We start from the raw sequence: 17,481 nt of genomic DNA, 5'->3' as shown, positions 1-17,481 counted from the left end.
CTCAGCCGACATTCAGCCAACCGAGGCGAACCGGGAAGCCCTCGCCGCCGAGCAGGTTGACGGTCTCGTAGAGCGGCAGGCCGACCACAGCGGTATAGGAGCCGACGAGCTTGACGACGAAGGAGCCGGCAATGCCCTGGATGGCATAGGCGCCGGCCTTGCCGCGCCATTCGCCGGAGGCGAGGTAGTTTTCGAGGTCCTCGCCGGAGAGCCGCTTGAAACGCAGCCGCGTCTCGACGATGCGTTCGCGGATCGCGCCCGAGGGCGTCGCCAGCGCGACGCCGGTGTAGACCCGGTGCGCCCGGCCGGAGAGCAGGCGCAGGCAGGCTGCGGCCTCGTCGACGATCTCGGCCTTGGGCAGGATGCGCCGGCCGACCGCGACAACGGTGTCGGCGGCGAGGATATAGGCGCCTTCGAGATCGGGCCGGCCCTTCAGCCCGGCCAGGCCCGCCTCGGCCTTGGCGCGGGCGAGCCGGCGAGCGAGATCGCGCGGGCGCTCGCCCTTGAGCGGGCTCTCGTCGAGATCGGAGGGCAGCAGTGCGTCGGGCTTGAGGCCGGCCTGTTCGAGCAGGGCGAGTCGCCGAGGCGAGGCCGAGGCCAAGACCAGCTTGGGCCGCCAACCGGGCGGCTTCTGGGAGCTGAAGAGATTCAAGTGTCGGCTCGCTGCGGGTCGAGGACGAATTTCCTGCAAGGCTTTAGAGCATGTTCCGCCGAGCTGGGAACCACTTTCGCTGTTGCGGCATGGTTGCATGCCAACCGGAGCCTCGCGCGTGGCTCCTCGCATCTCCTGTGCAAGGCCCAGAATTTGGGCACGGCCATGCATTGTCCCGGATTGCACTAAACGGTTTAGCTTGCCACATCGGAGAAGCGGGCGTGGCGGCGACCCGCGAGGGCTTGGCTGCTTGGCCCCCTTCTCGTCACCGGAGAGCTTTCGCCATGGCGTCACGGACTGGACCGGCTTCGACTGTCGCACTCGCAGCGAACGCGCAGAGCGTGCTTACCGAGATGGTCGCGATGCAGGTCGATGCCGGGCTCACCATCGCGATGCGGCTGCCGATCCTGGCCAAGGGCGCACTCGGCGACGCCAGGGGCCAGCGCGAGGCGAGCAAGGCGGTGGTCGAGAAGGCGGCGGCGATGGCCGAGAGCAGCTTCGCCATCGGCCATGCCGCGGCGCTGTTCTGGTGGAGCATGGCGCTCAACCCGCTAACCCCGAACGGGCTCGGCGAGGCGACAGCCAAAGCCGTGCACAGCTCGCTCGAGCCGTTCTCGCGGCGCACCCGCGCCAATGCCAGCCGGCTGGCGAAGCGGCGCTAGGCTTTCGGCTCCAAGCCGAGTTCGGTTACCGGCTCGGTCACAGTCGCTTCGCTGACGGCGGGTGCGGCGGCCTCTGCGGCATACTCGCGCTCCAGCTTGCGGTAGCGCGCGACGCTGACCGGGATCAGAGCGAGATAGGCGACGACGACGAGCGCCAGCATCTCGAAGGGGTAGGCGAAAAGCAGCCCGGCCGCGACGACGACCGCGACGAAGATCGGCAGCACCTGGTCACGCGGGATGCGGGTGCCGAGCGTCTTGCCGGCATAGCAGGGGATGCGCGAAATCGTCAGGAAGGCGATGAACAGGATATACAGCCCGACGAAAGGCGCGCCATAGTCCTGCACGGGCACGCCGATGAAGTGCAGATAGAGCGGCAGCATCGCCGTGATCGCGCCGGCGGGCGCCGGCATGCCGACGAAGAAGTTCTTCTGCCATTCCGGCCGGTTGGGATCGTCGATCATCACGTTGAAGCGCGCGAGCCGGAGCGCCATGGCGCAGGCGAGCGTCAGCACGATGATCCAGCCGAACGACTTCAGGTCGTGCAGGACGAAGACCCACAGCACATAGCCGGTGGCGACGCCGAAATTGACGAAGTCGGAGAGCGAATCGAGCTCGGCGCCGAAGCGCGAGGTGCCCTTGAGCAGGCGCGCGAGCCGGCCGTCGACGCCGTCGAGCGCCGCAGCGACCAGTATGCAGATCGTGGCGGTCTCGAGCTTGCCCTCGACGACGAGGCGCATCGCGGTCAGGCCGAGGCAGAGCGCCAGCAGGGTGATGACGTTCGGCGCGATCAGCCGGAACGGAATCGGCTTGAAGCGCGCGCGCTTGGTTTCGACGCGCTCGGGCTCGAAAGGCGGAAAGAGGTCGCTCATATCAGCCGGAATACGCGGTTTTAAGATGGGAGGCTAGCGTCGGGCGACCAGGGTCATGCTCGGGCTTGACCCGAGCGCCTCGGGACCGGGAGGCATTGCGGTCTTGGCACAAGATTGTCGGGTCGTCGCTGCGCCCCGCCCGAGAATGATGTTCCTGGCTCAAATCCCCCTGAACACCCGGCCGATGTCGTTGCCGGAAAGATCCGCCAGCACGGTCTCGCCGGCGATCGCGGTCTGGCCCTCGCCGACCAGCGGGACGACGCCCTGCGGCAGGTAGACGTCGACGCGCGAGCCGAAGCGGATCAGGCCGAAGCGCTCGCCCTGGCCGAGCGGATCGCCCTCCTTGACGAAGGGCACGATGCGGCGGGCGATCAGCCCGGCGATCTGGACGACCGCGATGGTGCCGGCCGGCGTCTCGATCGCCAGCGCGTTGCGCTCATTGTCCTCGCTCGCCTTGTCGAGCTCGGCATTGAGGAAGAGGCCTGGCGTATAGGCCATCTTGGTGAGGCGGCCGGCGACCGGGCTGCGGTTCACATGGCAGTCGAAGACGTTCATGAATACCGAGATGCGCGTCATCGGCTCGGCCGGCAGCTCCAGTTCCGGCGGCGGCACGGCGGTGGCGATCTGGCTGATGCGGCCGTCGGCGGGCGAGATCACCAACCCCTCGCGCTGCGGCACGATGCGCACGGGGTCGCGGAAGAAATAGCAGATCCACAGGGTGATCAGCGTGCCGATCCAGCCGAAGGGCGCCCAGAGCTGGCCGAGCACCAGCGTCGCCACCACGCCGATGGCGATGAAGACATAGCCTTCCTTGTGGATCGGCACGATCGTCCGGCGGACGGAGTCGACGAGAGACATGGTCGTAAAGTCCTGTTGCTCTTGTTGGCGCGGCACGCGCATTCGGCTTCGCCTTCGCGGCGGGGTTGAGACCGCAAGGCGGGCAAGCTGTTTAGGCTTTTGCGGGCTTTTGCGAAAGGGGCGCGGGGACCGCGCGACAATCGATCCTATCCAACCGCCTTCGCCGCCGCCCTTCCCGCGACTCGTCCCGAGAAGATGCAGCCGCCGAGGAAGGTGCCTTCCAGCGCGCGGTAGCCGTGCAGACCGCCGCCGCCGAAGCCGGCGGCCTCACCGACCGCATAGAGGCCGGGTACCGGCTCGCCGTCATCCCCCAGCACGCGCGCCGAGAGATCGGTCATCAGCCCGCCCAGCGATTTGCGCGTCAGGATGTTGAGGCGGACCGCGACAAGCGGGCCGTGGGCGGGGTCGAGGATGCGATGCGGTTTGGCCGTGCGGATCAGCCGATCGCCGAGATAGGCGCGCGCGCCGCGCAGCGCCGTGACCTGCAGGTCCTTGCCATAGGGGTTGTCGGCGTCGCGGTCGCGCGCCTCGATCTGCATGCGCAAATGCCCCTCGTCGATCAGCCCGGCGCCGCCGAGTTCGTTCATGCGAGCGACCAGCCGCGAAAAATCGGTCTCGACGATGAAATCCTCGCCCTTGTCCAGAAAGGCCTGGACCGGCGCCGGCATCCCGGCCCGCGCACGTTGGATGACCTGGCGCCAGCTCTTGCCAGTGAGGTCCGGGTTTTGCTCGGAGCCCGAGAGCGCGAACTCCTTGGCGACGATGCTGCGGCTGGTGACGAACCAGGAATGGTCAAAACCGGTCCTGCGCAGATGCTCAAGCGTGCCCAAAGTGTCGAAGCCGGGAAAGAGCGGCGCTGGCAGGCGGTTGCCGCGCGCATCGAACCAGAGCGAGGACGGACCGGGCAGGATGCGGATGGCATGAGCCGGCCAGATCGGCGCCCAGTTGGCGATGCCCTCGACATAGTGCCACATCCGGTCGCCATTGATCAGCCGGCCGCCGGCAGCCTCGGCGACGCCAAGCATGGCGCCGTCGACATGGGCCGGGACGCCGGAGAGCATATGTTTTGGCGGCTCGCCGAGACGCTGCGGCCAGTTGCGACGGACGAGCTCGTGATTGCCGCCGATGCCACCGGAGGCGACGATCACAGCCTGGGCCCGGATCGCGAAATTGCCAGTCACGGTGCGCGAACTCGCCTGCCCGCGTTCGACCGGACTCTCTTCGAGCACCTCGCCCTCGACGCCGTCGATGCCGTCGCCGCCGCGCGTCAGGCTGGTGACGCGATGGCGGAAGCGCAGTTCGATCAGCCCTTTCGCCTCCGCCTCCGCGACGCGGCGCATGAAGGGTTCGAGCACGCCCGGCCCCGTACCCCAGGTGACGTGGAAGCGCGGCACAGAGTTGCCGTGGCCGGTGGCAAGGTAGCCGCCGCGCTCGGCCCAGCCGACGACCGGGAACCAGCGCATGCCCTGCTGGTGCAGCCAGGCTCGCTTCTCGCCCGCGGCGAAATCGAGATAGGCGTCCGCCCATTGCCTGGGCCAATGGTCCTCGTCGCGATCGAAGCCGGCCGAGCCGAACCAGTCCTGACGGGCGAGAGCGAGCGAATCCCTGATGCGCAGGCGGCGCTGCTCGGGCGAATCGATCAGGAAGAGCCCGCCGAAGGACCAGTGCGCTTGGCCGCCGAGCGAGGTGCGCGGCTCCTGCTCGACGATGACGACCCTGCGGCCGGCATCGGCCAGTTCGGCCGCGGCGACGAGGCCGGCAAGGCCGGCCCCGACGATGACCACATCCGCCTCGAGCGCCATGCCCCCTCCCTGCAGCCGGATTCCCGTTGCGGTCGAGCTTGCCCAGAAGTCGCCTGGCCGCAAGGGCGTTGGATGAGGCGGCGCGCGGAACAGAGCCAGCAGCGACACGTTGCCCAAAGCAACAGGGAAAGCACACAAGGAGACTCGGATGGCCAAGACCGCCGCGAAGCGCCAAGACGACAAGGCGCCCAAATCGGTGAAAACCGCCGCCAAGCAGCAGCGGCGCATTCAGAAGGAGATCGCCCGCGCCGACGCCCGGCCATCGAAGCAGAAGGATGGCGCGGTGCAGGCCGGTGCGCGGCTCTATCCAGTGCCGCCATTCAAGCCCCAGCATCAGGCCAAGCCCGGCTCGGAGGCGGCGCTCGACCCGGCACCGATGTACGACGCGCCCTTCTACAAGGGCTCTGGCAAGCTCGAAGGCAAGGTCGCGCTGATCAGCGGTGGCGATTCGGGTATCGGCCGGGCTGTCGCAGTCCTGTTTGCGCGCGAAGGCGCCGATGTCGCGATCCTGCATCTCGGCGAGGACGAGGACGCGAAGGAAACGCTCACCGCGATCGAGAAGGAAGGCCGCAGAGGCATCGCCATCTCCGGCGACGTCCGTGATTCCGGCTTTTGCCGGGAGGCCGTGGCGAAGACGGTGAAGGCACTCGGCGGGCTCGACATCCTCGTCAACAACGCCGCCTTCCAGGTGCATGCGCCGCGCTTCGAGGATCTGAGCGAGGAGCATTTCGACACGACGATCCGCACCAATCTGCACGGCTATTTCCATCTGACGCAGGCGGCATTGCCGCATCTCGGCAAAGGCAGCGCGATCGTCAACACCGGCTCGGTGGTCGGCCTGGAGGGCAGCAAGGAACTGATCGACTACGCCACGACCAAGGGCGGCATCCATGCCTTCACCCGCTCGCTGGCGGCGCATCTTCTGCCGCGCGGGATCAGGGTCAACGCCGTTGCGCCCGGCCCGGTCTGGACACCGCTCAACCCGTCGGACCGGCCGGCCGAGGCGGTGGCGGAGTTCGGTTCGAAAGTGCCGATGAAGCGGCCGGCGCAGCCGGAGGAGATCGCGCCGGCCTATGTCTTCCTGGCTTCGCCGCACTGCTCGAGTTACATCACCGGCGAAATCCTGCCGATCATTGGCGGACACGGCTAGACCATTGGTTGGATTAAAGATTTGCCGCAAAATGGACACGAAAAATTTTGGAACGCATCCTCGCCGCAGCGGTTGAAACAGCAGAGATCATCAACCCGGAGGATGAGGATGAGACCTCTGAAGATCGGACTGGTGGCCGGTGCGCTCGCGGTGTCGTCGCTCGCGGCTATGGCGCAGGGCGTCGACCTGCGGCCGGAGAATAGCATTCCGAAATATGACCGCGGGCCGACCAGCTACGATAATGCGCCCTATCGCGGCGGCACCTACAAACCCGACGACTATCGCCGCGGCGCTGACCGGGGCGGCTATGACGGCGCGCGCTACGACATGATCTCGCAGCGCGAGGCGATCAGGATCGCCCGGCGCAACGGCGTCGCCGATATCGACCAGGCCCGCTGGAGCGGCAATGTCTGGGTGATCGACGGCACCGACAGGCGTGGCGACGACCTTCGCGTCGAGATCAACTGGCGCGGCGAAATCGTCGACGTCGACCGTGACTGAAGCCGCGTCGGAAGACCGGAATGGTGAGAACTTGGGCGGCCTCCAGGCCGCCCTTTTTCATGCCGGACGAGCGAAATTCACCCCATTGCCGAAGCGCCTTGCCGCCAGCACCGTCAGCGCCAGGAAAATGGCGAGCACGATGCCTTGCGAGATGGCGAAGGGCGGTTCGCTCTGCGTCGGCGCCATGTCGCGCAGCACGGCGACCTTGAGGAATAGCTGCGCGACCAGCACGAAGATCAAGAGATAGAAGGAGAGCACCGCCGTGATCGCGTAGGTCCGGCGCCAGGCTCCCTGCAAGCCCTTGCCGTAGAGGGCGACCGCGGCGATCGCCAGCAAGAGGAGCGAGATCGCCCCGACGATATGCGACGGCAGCACGCCGCTGAACGGGAAGACGTAGCCGGTGATGTCGGTCGCGGCCGAGGTCGAGAGATAAACGCCGTTCCAGCGTTGGCTGAGATGGCCCTTGAGCAGCGCCGCCGTCATCGGAATGCCGGCGACGATCGCGATGATGCTGAGCCAGGTATGAAAGCCGACCAAAGTGGTCGGATCGAGCACGAACATGATGAAGCCCCCCGCTTCGGCCGCAGCAACCCCGCGGTCGCTGCGGATGCGATACTGCCAACCTTGGAGCAGGCTGGCGAGGGCTATTCTGGAAGGATTCTCAGATGGATCATTCCGCCGCCGCCCGAGTCTCGGCGGGCTCGCCGTCGAGAGGCTTTCGCGCCGTGGAGAAATAGGAACCGGCGACGATCAGCGCGAAACCCAGCAGCAGCGCGAAGGAGAACGGCTCACCGAGGATGCTCACTCCCAGCAGCACCGCCACGGCCGGATTGAGATAGGCGATCACCGTCGCCCGCGACGCGCCGACTTCGGCAATGAGCGCGAACAGCAGCTGGAAGGCCAAGGCCGTGCAGATGATGGCGAGAGCCAGCACGGCGAGCGATGCATCCAGCGGGAAACGTGCCGGCCAATAGGCGGGGACGAAGGGCAGATAGAGGACGGATGCGACGATGAGCGAGGCGACGACCACCGCGCCATCGTCGGTATCGGCGAGCCTGCGTGCCACGATGATCGGCCCGAGCGCATAACCGAATGCACTCGCGCCCAGGGCCAGCACTGGCAGGAGCTCGGTCGGCTGCTCGTCGAAGCCGAGCAGAGCGACGACACCGGCCAAACCGAGGCCGAGACCGATGAGCCGGCCTGTGCCAAGCCGCTCCTGCGAGAGCACGACACCCAGGATCGCCGCGAGGATCGGCGTCAGCGCGATGATCAGGCCGGCGAGCGAGCTCGTGACCCGCGTCTCGGCGAAGCCGATCAGGAACCAGGGCCCGCTGATCTCGGCCAGCGTGAACAGGATCAGCCAGCCCGGCTTGCGGAAGCCGGCCATGATGCCGCCGCCACGTATCGCGAAGGGCAACAGCACCAGGGCACCGATCGCCGCACGCCCGAACGCCACGATGAGCGGGTGGTAGTCGGCGACGGCGATCCGGATCAGCAGATAAGGCACGCCCCAGATCACGCCGAGGGCGAGGAAGAGCAGCAAGGCTTTCCGGCTCATGCGGGCAGGCCCTTTCTGAACAAGGCGGTCAGCCAGCGGCCTTCACGCCCTTCGAAGGAGTTCGACCAGAGCGGGCCGAGGTCGAGTGCCGCCAAAACGGCAATGATTTCAGCGCGCGGCCAGAGGGCGACGTAATACTCGTTCCCTTTCGAGCCGATGTCGGCGCTCTCGCCCTCCCCCTCCCGGAGCGCGAGCAAGAAGACGCCGCCGTCGCGGATCGCCGCGGCGATCCTGGAGAGGACGGAAGGCAGGATTTCGCGCTCGACATGCTGGAGCACGTGCAGCGCGACGACGCCGTCATAGGGACCGCCGAGCGGGTCGCCGATCACATCGAGGCGTTCGGCTTGGCGGCCACGCGACACCTGGAACTGCACGAAGGAGTCCGCACCGTCGGTACGCCTGATGACGAGCCCTCTTTCCTCGAGCCAGTCGGCGTCCCAGCCCGGGCCGGAGCCGATCTCGAGCAGGCGGCTTCCGGGCTCGAGTGCTTTCAGCAGCTCGACCAGTGCCGGCTGATCATCCGCCTCCGGCTTGGGCGCGGTCGTTTCCGCATACTCGTCGGCACAGCCCTCGTAACCGGCGAGGGTCGAGGTGTTGGAGGCCGAGCGGCTCGCTTCTCCGCCATCCTTGGGTGTTTCCGGTACACTCATCTCCCACGTCCCTCGCGCTCCAGGGGAATCCAGATCGTCAGGCCGCCGAGCCCGGTGCCCGGGTCGAAGTCGTCATTGTGGAATTCGAGCACGGGACCGTTCGCCGCGTTGAGCCCGGCGGCGGGCAATGCCATGTTCCAGATCGCCGTGTAGGTATCGAAGATCGTCGAGACGTGGTCGCGATGCTCGAAGACAGCATAGCCCCTGGGCTCGATCTCCAGAGCAGCGAGCGGCTTGCGCGGCACGCAGGCCGTGCTGACCTCTGTCGCGCACATATATTCGAAGCAGCCATCCTCATCAGGCGCGCGGCAGACGCCGATGGGTATGCCCGGCGCCTTGTCGGGGATGTCGGCATAATGGTCGCACATGAACGCCTGCCACTGCGCCGGTATCCCGATCGCCGATTCATATGAGCATGGCGCCGACAGGCCGACGAGGCGCAAACGACGCAGCTCGCGCAGGGTCGGGATCGGTGTGCGCGCGCAGCCATTCGTCAACCGCAACGGCGCGACGAGCTCGATCCGCTCGGTGCTGCCGCTGTTGCGGATTTCCTCCGGCGTGGCGCCGAACTGCTCGCGAAAGGCGCGCGTGAAGGCCTCGTGCGAGCCGTAGCCGAATTCGAGCGCAACCGTGAGGATGTCGGGAGCACCGGCGGCTAGGCGCTTGGCGGCCTCGCTCAATCGCCGTGCCCGAAGATAGGCCATGACCGGCCAGCCGCTCGCCGTTCCGAAGGCATTGGCGAGGTGCGAGCGCGAGACCTCGCAGGCCGCAGCGATCGAGCCCAGCGTCAGTTCCCGGCTGGAATTGCGCTCCATCACCCAAAGCGCCTTGTCGGCAAGCGACATGCCCCGGTTCCTCCCGCGAAAGTCCCGTGCATATCATCGGCTTCAGCCGGTCGCTTGATCGATCGTCCACTACCGACAGCGCTCTTTCCGGAAGCCGCCGCCCCGGAGCCTTAGCTCCGGGGCGGGGTCTGCTTCAGTGGCCGATACCGGTCAGGGTGGCGATGGCCAGAAGCGTGTAGCCGAGTGCCAGAAGGGCGTAGCCAGCGATGATCATGGTCGGGCTCCGGGATTGGGGCCGCGCGCCTCGTGATGTCGGGCGCTGCGTGCGCCTGGATTGCGGAATGGGACGGAGAAAGAAGCTGCGACGCCGTAGCGGCGTGCACGCCGGAAAGAAACAAGCGACGACCCGAAGGCCACCTCGGCCGGGGCGCCCCGGCCTATGCTAGCGTCGTAAATTCGATATGCGAGATTTTGAGCGGGTATCAACGACGCCGCGCAAATTTCCTTCGCGCGGCGTTAGAACCTCACTGCGTCAGGCTGACCCGGACGCTCTCGCCCTCTTCCTGCGTCGCGCGCTGCAGCGTCGCCTTGGCCTCGTCGACCTGGCGCTGGCGGTTCCAAAGCGCGGCGTAGACGCCGTCTGCCGCCAGCAGTTCACGGTGATGGCCGCGCTCGACGATCAAGCCCTTGTCGAGCACGATGATCTCGTCGGCGTTGACCACGGTCGAGAGCCGGTGGGCGATCACCAGCGTGGTGCGGCCCTCGCTGACTCTATCGAGCGCGTCCTGGATCTCCTTTTCGGTGAAGGAATCGAGTGCCGAAGTCGCCTCGTCCAGCACCAGCACCGGCGGTCCCTTCAGGATGGTGCGGGCGATGGCGACGCGCTGCTTCTCGCCGCCGGAGAGCTTGAGGCCGCGCTCGCCGACCGAGGTCTGGTAGCCTTCCGGCAGCGACTTGATGAAGCGGTCGATCTGGGCGAGCCGCGCCGCGTCCTCGATCTCGGCTTGGGTCGCCTCGGGCCGGCCATAGCGCAGATTGTACTCGATGGTGTCGTTGAACAGCACGGTGTCCTGCGGGACCATGCCGATCGCCGATCTGAGCGAGACCTGCTGGACCTCGGCGATATCCTGGCCGTCGATCAGGATGCGGCCGCTCTGCGGCTCGTAGAAGCGGAAGAGCAGGCGCGAGATCGTCGACTTGCCGGCGCCCGATGGGCCGACGATCGCGACCGTCCTGCCGGCCGGCACCTCGAAGGAGATGCCGCGCAGGATTGGCCGCTCCGGTACATAGGCGAAGTGGACGTCCTCGAAGGTGACGGTGCCGGCGCGGACGTCGAGCGACGGCGCGCCCGGCTTGTCCTGGATCTCCGGGTCGCGGCCGATCAGCGAGAACATCTGCTCGATGTCGAGCGTCGCCTGCTTGATCTCGCGATAGACCGTGCCCATGAAATTCAGCGGCAGATAGAGCTGGATCAGCATGGCGTTGATCAGCACGAAATCGCCGACCGTGTTGGTGCCGGCCTGGAAGCCGCGCACGCACATCACCATCGAAATGGTGAGGCCGATGGCAAAGATTGCGGCCTGGCCGAAATTCAGCCAGGCGAGCGAGGTGTAGGCCTTGATCGAGTTGCGCTCATAGCGCGCCATCGAGAGGTCGTAGCGCGCCGTCTCGCGCGCCTCGGCACCGAAATACTTCACCGTCTCGTAGTTGAGCAGCGAGTCGATCGCCTTGGCGTTGGCGTCGGTGTCGGATTCGTTCATCTGGGCGCGGATGGCGATGCGCCATTCGGTGGCCTTGATGGTGTAGACCATGTAGCCGACCACCATCGTCACCAGCACCACGACATAGCGCCAGTCGAACAGCCAGAGCAGCACGGCGATGATCAGGGCGACCTCGATGATCACCGGCACGAGCTGGTTGAGGCCGAGGCGGACCATCTCCTCGATGCCGTTGCGGCCGCGCTCGAGCACACGGGTGAGCCCGCCGGTCTTGCGCTCGAGATGGAAGCGCAGCGAGAGATGGTGGAGATGCCCGAAGGTCTGCAGCGCCAGCGTCCTGACCGCGTGCATGAAGACGGGCGCGAAGATCGCGTCGCGCAACTGCACGAAGGCAGCCGAGCCGACGCGGGCAAAACCGTAGATCACCGTCAGCGCCAGCGGCGCCCCGACCAGGAAGGGCAGCCAGCTCGACAGCGTCGTCGGGTTGTTGGCGAGCGCGTCCGTCGCCCATTTGAAGGTGAAGGGCACACCCATCAGCACGAGGCGCCCGATCACCAGCAACACGAAGGCGGCGATCACGCGCTGGCGCAGATCGGCCCGCTCCGGCGGCCAGAGATAAGGCCAGAGTGCCTGGAAGGTAGCGATGAAGCCGGAGCCGGGCTGGAGCACGGCCGAACGCGCGAGGGGCGCCGGAGCCGGCGTGGCAGGCGATGACATTGAAATGCTTCCAAATGGAACCGCCGATATAGGCGGATTCTCTGGGGAATGCAGGGGGCGGGAGAAGAAATTACCGAAGTTGCTTTTGCGTTGATGCTGGTAGCAATGTCGTCCCGGACGCAGCGAAGCAGAGATCCGGGACCCATTCCGGAGCTTTTCCGATTGAGGTTCCGGAATGCGTCCCGCGTCTCCCTTCGGTCGCCCGGCACGACCAGCGCTTGATCTTGAAGCCGATCAGCGTGTGGCGACGCCATTCTTCCAGATGATGTCGGCTGAGCGGCTGCCTTCGATCACCAGCCGCGCATTGGGCAGGTCGTTGCCCTCGACCCAGGCGCGCCCGGCCTCCTCGCCCCTGCCAAAGTCCCGCCAACGAGCGAGCAGCCGGTGCTCCAGCGCGGCCAACGGCACCTCGATGAAGATCGTCAGGTCGAAGAACGACGCGAGGCCGGACCAGGGCGCCCTGTCGAGCAGGAGGTAGTTGCCCTCTATCAGCACGAAGCGGGTATCGGCCGGGACGATCGCCGCACCGGCACGGGCGAGATCGGCCTTGCGATCGAAGACCGGCACCGCGACCGGGCCTCCGCCCGACCGGATGCGCCACAGCGTCGCCGCGAGGCCGGCGTAGTCGAAGGTCTCGGGCGCGCCCTTGCGGTTTCTCATGCCCATCTGATCGAGCACGGCATTGTCGAAATGGAAACCGTCCATCGGCACCAGCGCCGCCTCGCCTGCTGGCAACGCGGCAAGCAGGCGCTCGCTCAACATCGACTTGCCTGCGCCCGGAGCCCCAGCAAGCGCGACGACGATACGGCGCAGGCCGCGAGCTCGCGCGGCAATGCGGGCAGCGATGTCTTCGGCGGTCTGCATGGTCAAGGGGCCGGGCCTCCCAACTCTTCGCCGCAAGATCGACAAGGCTTGCCGAAGCTGCAACCGGCCGCTGCCGCGATGAAGCGACATCTACCCTGCCTTGTTCTCGTCGCAACTGCGATGGCAGACTGGCCGAAAGCCTTTAAGGCTGACGCCAGGAGAAGACGCCCATGATGCTTCGACGCATTCTTCCCGCTGCCTGCGCGCTTGCGCTGCTGCCTGTGGTGCCGGCCCTCGCGCAATCACGCCCGCCAACGCAGATCAAGATCACCAATGCCCGTACCGTGCCGCTCGAGTCGCTGGAAATTACCACCACGGGTGAGCAGGCCCGGCTCGTCGGCAAGCTCGCCAAGCCGCTGGCTCCCGGCAAGAGCGCCATGGTCAAGCTCAACAAGCCGGCCGGCTGCAGCTACTACCTGCTCGGCAAGTTCAGCGACGAGAGCGAAAGCGACAATGACGGCATCGACCTCTGCAAGGAGAAGTCGCTGCGCCTGACGGAGTGACCCTTCACCTTCTCCCCTCAGGGGAGAAGGTGGCAGCGCGAAGCGCTGACGGATGAAGGACGCAAAGGGCCGGCCGACAACCGGCTCACCCAGTCGAACCGCCCCCATCCCCTGCCGGACCTTCTCCCCCGAGGAGAGAAGGAGGCTGACTACGCCGTCGCGCCCTCGCGCATCAGCTTGTAAGTGATCGAGTCGACCAGCGCCTGGAACGAGGCGTCGATGATGTTGGCGCTGACGCCGACAGTGGTCCAGCGCTCGCCGGTCTCGTCGGCCGATTCGATCAGGACGCGCGTCACGGCATCGGTGCCGCCCTGGAAGACACGGACCTTGTAGTCGACCAGTCTGAGGCCCCCGATCAGCGACTGGTAGCGGCCGAGATCCTTGCGCAAGGCGAGATCGAGCGCGTTGACCGGGCCGAGCGCGCTTTCGGCGACCGAGATCAGCGTTTCCTCGCCGACCTTCACCTTGACGATCGCCTCGGAGAAGGTGACGAGCTCGCCCAGCGCATTGTAGCGGCGCTCCACATTGGCGGTGAAGCGCTCGATCTCGAAGTAATCAGGCAACTCGCCGAGGATGCGCTTGGCGAGCAGGTAGAACGAGGCGTCGGCGCCCTCGAACGCATAACCCTGCGCTTCCTTTTCCTTCAGCTCCTCCAACACGCGCGCGAGCCTCGGATCGTCCCGGCCGATGGTGACACCGATGCGCTCCAGCTCGGCGACGAGGTTCGATTTGCCACCCTGGTCGGAGACCAGGACTTTCCGGACATTGCCGACCAGATCGGGCGCGACATGCTCGTAGGTGCGCGGGTCTTTCAGCACGGCCGAGGCATGGATGCCGGCCTTGGTGGCGAAGGCGGAGGCGCCGACGAAGGGGGCATGGCGGTTGGGCGCCCGGTTCAGCATCTCGTCGAGGGCGCGCGAGACATGGGTGAGCTCGCCGAGCTCGACTTCGCCGACGCCGAGCCTGAAGCGGCGGTTGTAGCGCTCCTTGAGCTTCAGCGCGCCGATCAGCGTGACCAGATTGGCGTTGCCGCAGCGCTCGCCGAGGCCGTTCAGCGTGCCCTGGATCTGGCGCACGCCGGCCTCGACCGCCGCCAGCGAATTGGCGACGGCACAGCCGCAATCGTCATGGGCGTGGATGCCGAGATTGTCGCCCGGCACGACCCTGGCGACCTCGGCGACGATGCGCCCAACCTCGTCCGGCAGCGTCCCGCCATTGGTGTCGCAGAGCACGACCCAGCGCGCGCCGGCCTCATAGGCGGTGCGGGCGCAGGCGAGCGCATAGTCGGGATTGGCCTTGTAGCCGTCGAAGAAATGCTCGCAATCGAGCATCACCTCGCGGCCGGCGGCCTTGGCGGTGGCGACGCTGTCGCGGATGCCGTCGAGATTGTCCTCCAAGGAAATCTCGAGCGCGACATGGACATGATAGTCCCAGCTCTTGGCGACGAAGACGATGGCGTCGGCCTTGGCCTCGAGCAGCGCGGCGATGCCGGGATCGTTCGAGGCCGAGCGCCCTGCCCGCTTGGTCATGCCGAAGGCGGCGAATTTCGCGTGCTTCGTCGGCTTGTTCGCGAAGAAGGTCGTGTCGAGCGGGTTGGCGCCGGGGTAACCACCCTCGACATAGTCGATGCCGAGCTTGTCGAGCATCGCCGCCACTGCGCGCTTGTCGTCGAGCGAGAAATCGACGCCCGTGGTCTGGGCGCCGTCGCGCAGCGTCGTGTCGAAGAGGTGGATGCGGGCGAGCGCGCTCTCGCCGGCCTGGCGCGGCGCGGCTTCGGGCACTGGAGCGGGGGCTGCGGCGCTCATAGCCTGGACCGCAGCCGATAGCGCAGCACTTTCGGCATCACCATGGCGAGCATGACGAGCTTCATCGCGATCGAGAGCGAACCACGCTTGCGGATCTTCGGGGTCTGGGTGGTCATTTTTGTTGGTCTTCTTTCAACGGACTAGGGCAACGCCGCACTGCGGCAAGGGGTCAAGGCACTCGCTGGGAGGTGAAGCGTCACCGCTTCACCTCCCAGCTGGTTATCAACGCGCCGGTGGTCGGGTCCTTGCCGTCCATGAGTACGATGCCCATCGCGACGAGCTCGTCGCGGAGGCGATCGGATTCGGCGAAATTCTTCGCCTTGCGGGCAGCCAGGCGAGCGGCGATCGCGGCTTCGACCTTCGCACGCAGGGCGTCGTCGATCTCAGCCGCCACTACCTTCGGCAGGGCGATGCCGAGCAGATCAAGGCTCGACTTCAGACCGGCATGATCACCGGCCTTGCGCAGGGCGTGCAGTTCGGCGAGCACCTGCGAGGTGTTGAGATCATCCGCCAGTGCTTCGATCACGCCAGCTGGGACCTGCCCGACCTCCGCCTGCCCGGCAACGGCAGCCCAATCGGCAAGCGTCTTCTCCGCCTCCTCCAGCGCCTTCACCGTCCAGTCGATCGGCTGGCGGTAATGGGTCTTGAGCATGGCGAGGCGCAGCACCGCGCCGGGCCATGTCCGCCCGCCGAAAGTGTCGGTCGCCAAGAGCTCGTTGATGGTGACGAAGTTGCCGAGCGATTTCGACATCTTCTCGCCTTCGACCTGCAGGAAGCCATTATGCATCCAGTAGTTCGCCATGCGCGCAGCACCGCCCGCCGCACCGAAGGCACAGCAGCTCTGGGCGAGCTCGTTCTCGTGATGCGGGAAGACGAGGTCGATGCCGCCGCCATGGATGTCGAAGACGTTCTTGGCGAGATCGTCGCATCTGAGGCCACCGCCGAAGGGCTCGAGCAGCGTCTTCATCGACATGGCCGAGCACTCGATGTGCCAGCCGGGACGACCAGGCGTGGCGATGCCGGCCGGCGACGGCCAGCCCGGATCGATGCCGTCGCGGCTCGGCTTCCACAGCACGAAATCCATCGGGTCGCGCTTATAGGGGGCGACATCCACTCGTGCTCCAGCCACCATCTCGTCGAGCGAGCGGCGGGCGAGCGAGCCATAGCGCGGCGCGTCCTTCAGCCCGGCGACGGCCGGCACGTGGAAGAGCACGTGCTCCTCGGCGACATAGGCGACGCCACGCGCGATCAGGCGCTCGATGATCGCCTTCATCTCCTCGATATGGCCGGTGGCGCGCGGCTCGTCGTCGGGACGTAAGTTACCGAGCGCATCGACATCGGCATGGAACTGCGCCGTCGTCGTCTGCGTGACCTTCGCGATCGCCTCGTTCAGCGGCAGGTCGGGATAATCGCGCGCGGCGCGGGCATTGATCTTGTCGTCGACGTCGGTGAGGTTGCGGGCATAGCGGACGTGAGCCTCGCCATAGACATGCCGCAGCAGCCGGTAGAGCACGTCGAAGACGATGACCGGCCTGGCATTGCCGATATGGGCGTAGTCGTAGACCGTCGGGCCGCAGACATACATGCGCACGTTCAGGGGATCGACGGGGGTGAAGACCTCCTTCGTCCGCGTCAGCGTGTTGTAGAGCCTGAGGGTCGGCTGCATCGAAGCGGTGTCCTGGCGAGAAGGCGATAAAAAACGGCGTATCCTGGCCGCTGGCCGGGGCGCTGTCTGTCTTTTCGTTGGGACGAGGACGTGAGCAGCCGGCCAGCGAAAGCTAGCGGCAAATAATGCAAATAATGGCAAGGGCTCGCGTCATCCTGCCGTGATGCCTGTCATGTGCGCCTACGTCAAGTGGCAGCTTGGCAACGGTCGATCGGCGTCGTTCCGCCGTCCCGCGATTTGTGCTCTCGCCGCCGCAATGCCGCCACAAGCGGAGGTCGGTTTGCGCGCAACCAAGATTGCCGTGGTTCACGCAGTCTTAACCATTTGGAACCAACTTGACATGTCGAAGGTTCAGCCCCGGTCGGGTCTCAGGGACATCATCATGCGCCGCGCCGTCGCTCTGGTCGGGCTCTTCGGAATCATCGGCGCCGGCATGTCGCTGGCCCTGGCGCCAGCCACCAACACCGTTGCCGCGCCCAAGGCCGAACGCACCTATCTGATCCCGGCCGGAGACGGCTACGGTGTCGCCGACTGCATTTCCAGCAAGTCGGAATGCGGCCAGATCGTCGCGGACGCCTGGTGCGAATCGCAAGGCCACCGCGTCGCGACCGCCTATGGTGTCGCCAAGCCGGAAGATTTCACCGGCTCGACCCCGCGTCAGGTCAGCGCCCCCGCGACCGAACAGCCGCTGACCATTACCTGCAGCGGCTGATCCCCTCGC

The 17,481-nt window shown here is 66.4% G+C and carries 17 protein-coding genes; 5 read left to right on the top strand and 12 right to left on the bottom strand.

What is annotated here, in order from left to right:
* Position 1: 1 nt before the first annotated feature.
* Positions 2-652 (bottom strand): Maf-like protein, encoded by a 651-nt coding sequence (locus tag ACFPOB_RS09675; protein WP_377797830.1) that lies wholly within the window; start codon positions 650-652, stop codon positions 2-4.
* A gap of 284 nt (positions 653-936) precedes the next feature.
* On the opposite strand from ACFPOB_RS09675, the gene ACFPOB_RS09670 reads away from it, so the two are divergent.
* Positions 937-1,314: a hypothetical protein gene (locus ACFPOB_RS09670; protein ID WP_377797828.1), complete on the top strand. Its 378-nt coding sequence runs from the start codon at positions 937-939 to the stop codon at positions 1,312-1,314.
* On the opposite strand, the gene ACFPOB_RS09665 is transcribed toward ACFPOB_RS09670, so the two are convergent.
* The 3 genes from ACFPOB_RS09665 to ACFPOB_RS09655 all read right to left on the bottom strand — a co-directional run bounded on the left by ACFPOB_RS09665 (position 1,311) and on the right by ACFPOB_RS09655 (position 4,843).
* Complete coding sequence (locus ACFPOB_RS09665; protein WP_377797826.1) at positions 1,311-2,183, bottom strand: CDP-alcohol phosphatidyltransferase family protein; 873 nt, start codon at positions 2,181-2,183, stop codon at positions 1,311-1,313. The two genes, ACFPOB_RS09670 and ACFPOB_RS09665, sit on opposite strands and share 4 nt — an antisense overlap.
* A 159-nt stretch (positions 2,184-2,342) precedes the next feature.
* Positions 2,343-3,083, bottom strand: coding sequence for a phosphatidylserine decarboxylase (locus ACFPOB_RS09660; RefSeq protein WP_377797825.1), 741 nt, complete (start codon positions 3,081-3,083; stop codon positions 2,343-2,345).
* A gap of 104 nt (positions 3,084-3,187) precedes the next feature.
* Positions 3,188-4,843, bottom strand: a complete 1,656-nt coding sequence (locus ACFPOB_RS09655) for an FAD-binding dehydrogenase (protein ID WP_377797823.1) — start codon at positions 4,841-4,843, stop codon at positions 3,188-3,190.
* A gap of 148 nt (positions 4,844-4,991) precedes the next feature.
* Here ACFPOB_RS09655 and ACFPOB_RS09650 point away from each other — a divergent pair, with 148 nt between their 5' ends.
* Positions 4,992-5,993 (top strand): SDR family oxidoreductase, encoded by a 1,002-nt coding sequence (locus tag ACFPOB_RS09650; RefSeq protein WP_377797821.1) that lies wholly within the window; start codon positions 4,992-4,994, stop codon positions 5,991-5,993.
* 108 nt (positions 5,994-6,101) lie between these two features.
* Positions 6,102-6,494 carry a hypothetical protein gene (locus ACFPOB_RS09645; protein WP_377797819.1) on the top strand — a complete coding sequence of 131 codons (393 nt, stop codon included), beginning with the start codon at positions 6,102-6,104 and terminating at the stop codon, positions 6,492-6,494.
* A 57-nt stretch (positions 6,495-6,551) separates the two neighbouring features.
* Here the strand turns inward: ACFPOB_RS09645 and ACFPOB_RS09640 are convergent, their stop codons facing one another.
* The 6 genes from ACFPOB_RS09640 to ACFPOB_RS09615 all read right to left on the bottom strand — a co-directional run bounded on the left by ACFPOB_RS09640 (position 6,552) and on the right by ACFPOB_RS09615 (position 12,786).
* Positions 6,552-7,055, bottom strand: a complete 504-nt coding sequence (locus tag ACFPOB_RS09640) for a hypothetical protein (RefSeq protein WP_377797818.1) — start codon at positions 7,053-7,055, stop codon at positions 6,552-6,554.
* A gap of 109 nt (positions 7,056-7,164) precedes the next feature.
* Positions 7,165-8,052 (bottom strand): DMT family transporter, encoded by an 888-nt coding sequence (locus ACFPOB_RS09635; RefSeq protein WP_377797816.1) that lies wholly within the window; start codon positions 8,050-8,052, stop codon positions 7,165-7,167.
* Positions 8,049-8,702, bottom strand: coding sequence for an SAM-dependent methyltransferase (locus ACFPOB_RS09630; protein WP_377797815.1), 654 nt, complete (start codon positions 8,700-8,702; stop codon positions 8,049-8,051). The genes ACFPOB_RS09635 and ACFPOB_RS09630 overlap by 4 nt, the downstream gene beginning before the upstream one ends.
* Entirely contained in the window at positions 8,699-9,547 is an 849-nt protein-coding gene (locus tag ACFPOB_RS09625; RefSeq protein ID WP_377797814.1) for an AraC family transcriptional regulator, read from the bottom strand. Before ACFPOB_RS09625 ends, ACFPOB_RS09630 begins: the two co-directional genes overlap by 4 nt.
* A gap of 464 nt (positions 9,548-10,011) precedes the next feature.
* Positions 10,012-11,922 (bottom strand): ABCB family ABC transporter ATP-binding protein/permease, encoded by a 1,911-nt coding sequence (locus ACFPOB_RS09620; RefSeq protein ID WP_377797812.1) that lies wholly within the window; start codon positions 11,920-11,922, stop codon positions 10,012-10,014.
* 234 nt (positions 11,923-12,156) lie between these two features.
* The gene (locus ACFPOB_RS09615; protein WP_377797950.1) at positions 12,157-12,786 is read right to left on the bottom strand and encodes a nucleoside triphosphate hydrolase; all 630 of its coding nucleotides are present in this window, start codon (positions 12,784-12,786) and stop codon (positions 12,157-12,159) included.
* A gap of 170 nt (positions 12,787-12,956) precedes the next feature.
* On the opposite strand from ACFPOB_RS09615, the gene ACFPOB_RS09610 reads away from it, so the two are divergent.
* Positions 12,957-13,289, top strand: coding sequence for a hypothetical protein (locus ACFPOB_RS09610; protein ID WP_092156414.1), 333 nt, complete (start codon positions 12,957-12,959; stop codon positions 13,287-13,289).
* Between the two features lie 149 nt (positions 13,290-13,438).
* Here the strand turns inward: ACFPOB_RS09610 and cimA are convergent, their stop codons facing one another.
* Both cimA and cysS read right to left on the bottom strand, forming a co-directional pair.
* A complete protein-coding gene (gene cimA, locus ACFPOB_RS09605; protein WP_377797811.1) occupies positions 13,439-15,094 on the bottom strand; it encodes a citramalate synthase in 1,656 nt (551 codons plus the stop codon).
* A 196-nt stretch (positions 15,095-15,290) separates the two neighbouring features.
* Positions 15,291-16,760: a cysteine--tRNA ligase gene (gene cysS / locus ACFPOB_RS09600; protein ID WP_377797809.1), complete on the bottom strand. Its 1,470-nt coding sequence runs from the start codon at positions 16,758-16,760 to the stop codon at positions 15,291-15,293.
* 172 nt (positions 16,761-16,932) lie between these two features.
* On the opposite strand from cysS, the gene ACFPOB_RS09595 reads away from it, so the two are divergent.
* Complete coding sequence (locus ACFPOB_RS09595) at positions 16,933-17,472, top strand: hypothetical protein (protein WP_377797808.1); 540 nt, start codon at positions 16,933-16,935, stop codon at positions 17,470-17,472.
* Positions 17,473-17,481 lie beyond the last annotated feature (9 nt).

Origin of the sequence: Allobosea eneae, assembly GCF_042657265.1 — a bacterium.
Lineage (GTDB): Bacteria > Pseudomonadota > Alphaproteobacteria > Rhizobiales > Beijerinckiaceae > Allobosea > Allobosea eneae.
Note: the sequence above shows the minus strand (reverse complement) of the source record. Positions and strands in the feature narration are given on the sequence as shown.

Excerpts from the sequence above, each read along its gene's own strand:
- ACFPOB_RS09670 (WP_377797828.1), top strand. The coding sequence starts at position 937 with ATGGCGTCACGGACTGGACCGGCTTCGACTGTCGCACTCGCAGCGAAC.
- ACFPOB_RS09665 (WP_377797826.1), bottom strand. The coding sequence starts at position 2,183 with ATGAGCGACCTCTTTCCGCCTTTCGAGCCCGAGCGCGTCGAAACCAAG.
- ACFPOB_RS09660 (WP_377797825.1), bottom strand. The coding sequence starts at position 3,083 with ATGCGCGTGCCGCGCCAACAAGAGCAACAGGACTTTACGACCATGTCT.
- ACFPOB_RS09655 (WP_377797823.1), bottom strand. The coding sequence starts at position 4,843 with ATGGCGCTCGAGGCGGATGTGGTCATCGTCGGGGCCGGCCTTGCCGGC.
- ACFPOB_RS09650 (WP_377797821.1), top strand. The coding sequence starts at position 4,992 with ATGGCCAAGACCGCCGCGAAGCGCCAAGACGACAAGGCGCCCAAATCG.
- ACFPOB_RS09645 (WP_377797819.1), top strand. The coding sequence starts at position 6,102 with ATGAGACCTCTGAAGATCGGACTGGTGGCCGGTGCGCTCGCGGTGTCG.
- ACFPOB_RS09640 (WP_377797818.1), bottom strand. The coding sequence starts at position 7,055 with ATGTTCGTGCTCGATCCGACCACTTTGGTCGGCTTTCATACCTGGCTC.
- ACFPOB_RS09635 (WP_377797816.1), bottom strand. The coding sequence starts at position 8,052 with ATGAGCCGGAAAGCCTTGCTGCTCTTCCTCGCCCTCGGCGTGATCTGG.
- ACFPOB_RS09630 (WP_377797815.1), bottom strand. The coding sequence starts at position 8,702 with ATGAGTGTACCGGAAACACCCAAGGATGGCGGAGAAGCGAGCCGCTCG.
- ACFPOB_RS09625 (WP_377797814.1), bottom strand. The coding sequence starts at position 9,547 with ATGTCGCTTGCCGACAAGGCGCTTTGGGTGATGGAGCGCAATTCCAGC.
- ACFPOB_RS09620 (WP_377797812.1), bottom strand. The coding sequence starts at position 11,922 with ATGTCATCGCCTGCCACGCCGGCTCCGGCGCCCCTCGCGCGTTCGGCC.
- ACFPOB_RS09615 (WP_377797950.1), bottom strand. The coding sequence starts at position 12,786 with ATGCAGACCGCCGAAGACATCGCTGCCCGCATTGCCGCGCGAGCTCGC.
- ACFPOB_RS09610 (WP_092156414.1), top strand. The coding sequence starts at position 12,957 with ATGATGCTTCGACGCATTCTTCCCGCTGCCTGCGCGCTTGCGCTGCTG.
- cimA (WP_377797811.1), bottom strand. The coding sequence starts at position 15,094 with ATGAGCGCCGCAGCCCCCGCTCCAGTGCCCGAAGCCGCGCCGCGCCAG.
- cysS (WP_377797809.1), bottom strand. The coding sequence starts at position 16,760 with ATGCAGCCGACCCTCAGGCTCTACAACACGCTGACGCGGACGAAGGAG.
- ACFPOB_RS09595 (WP_377797808.1), top strand. The coding sequence starts at position 16,933 with ATGTGCGCCTACGTCAAGTGGCAGCTTGGCAACGGTCGATCGGCGTCG.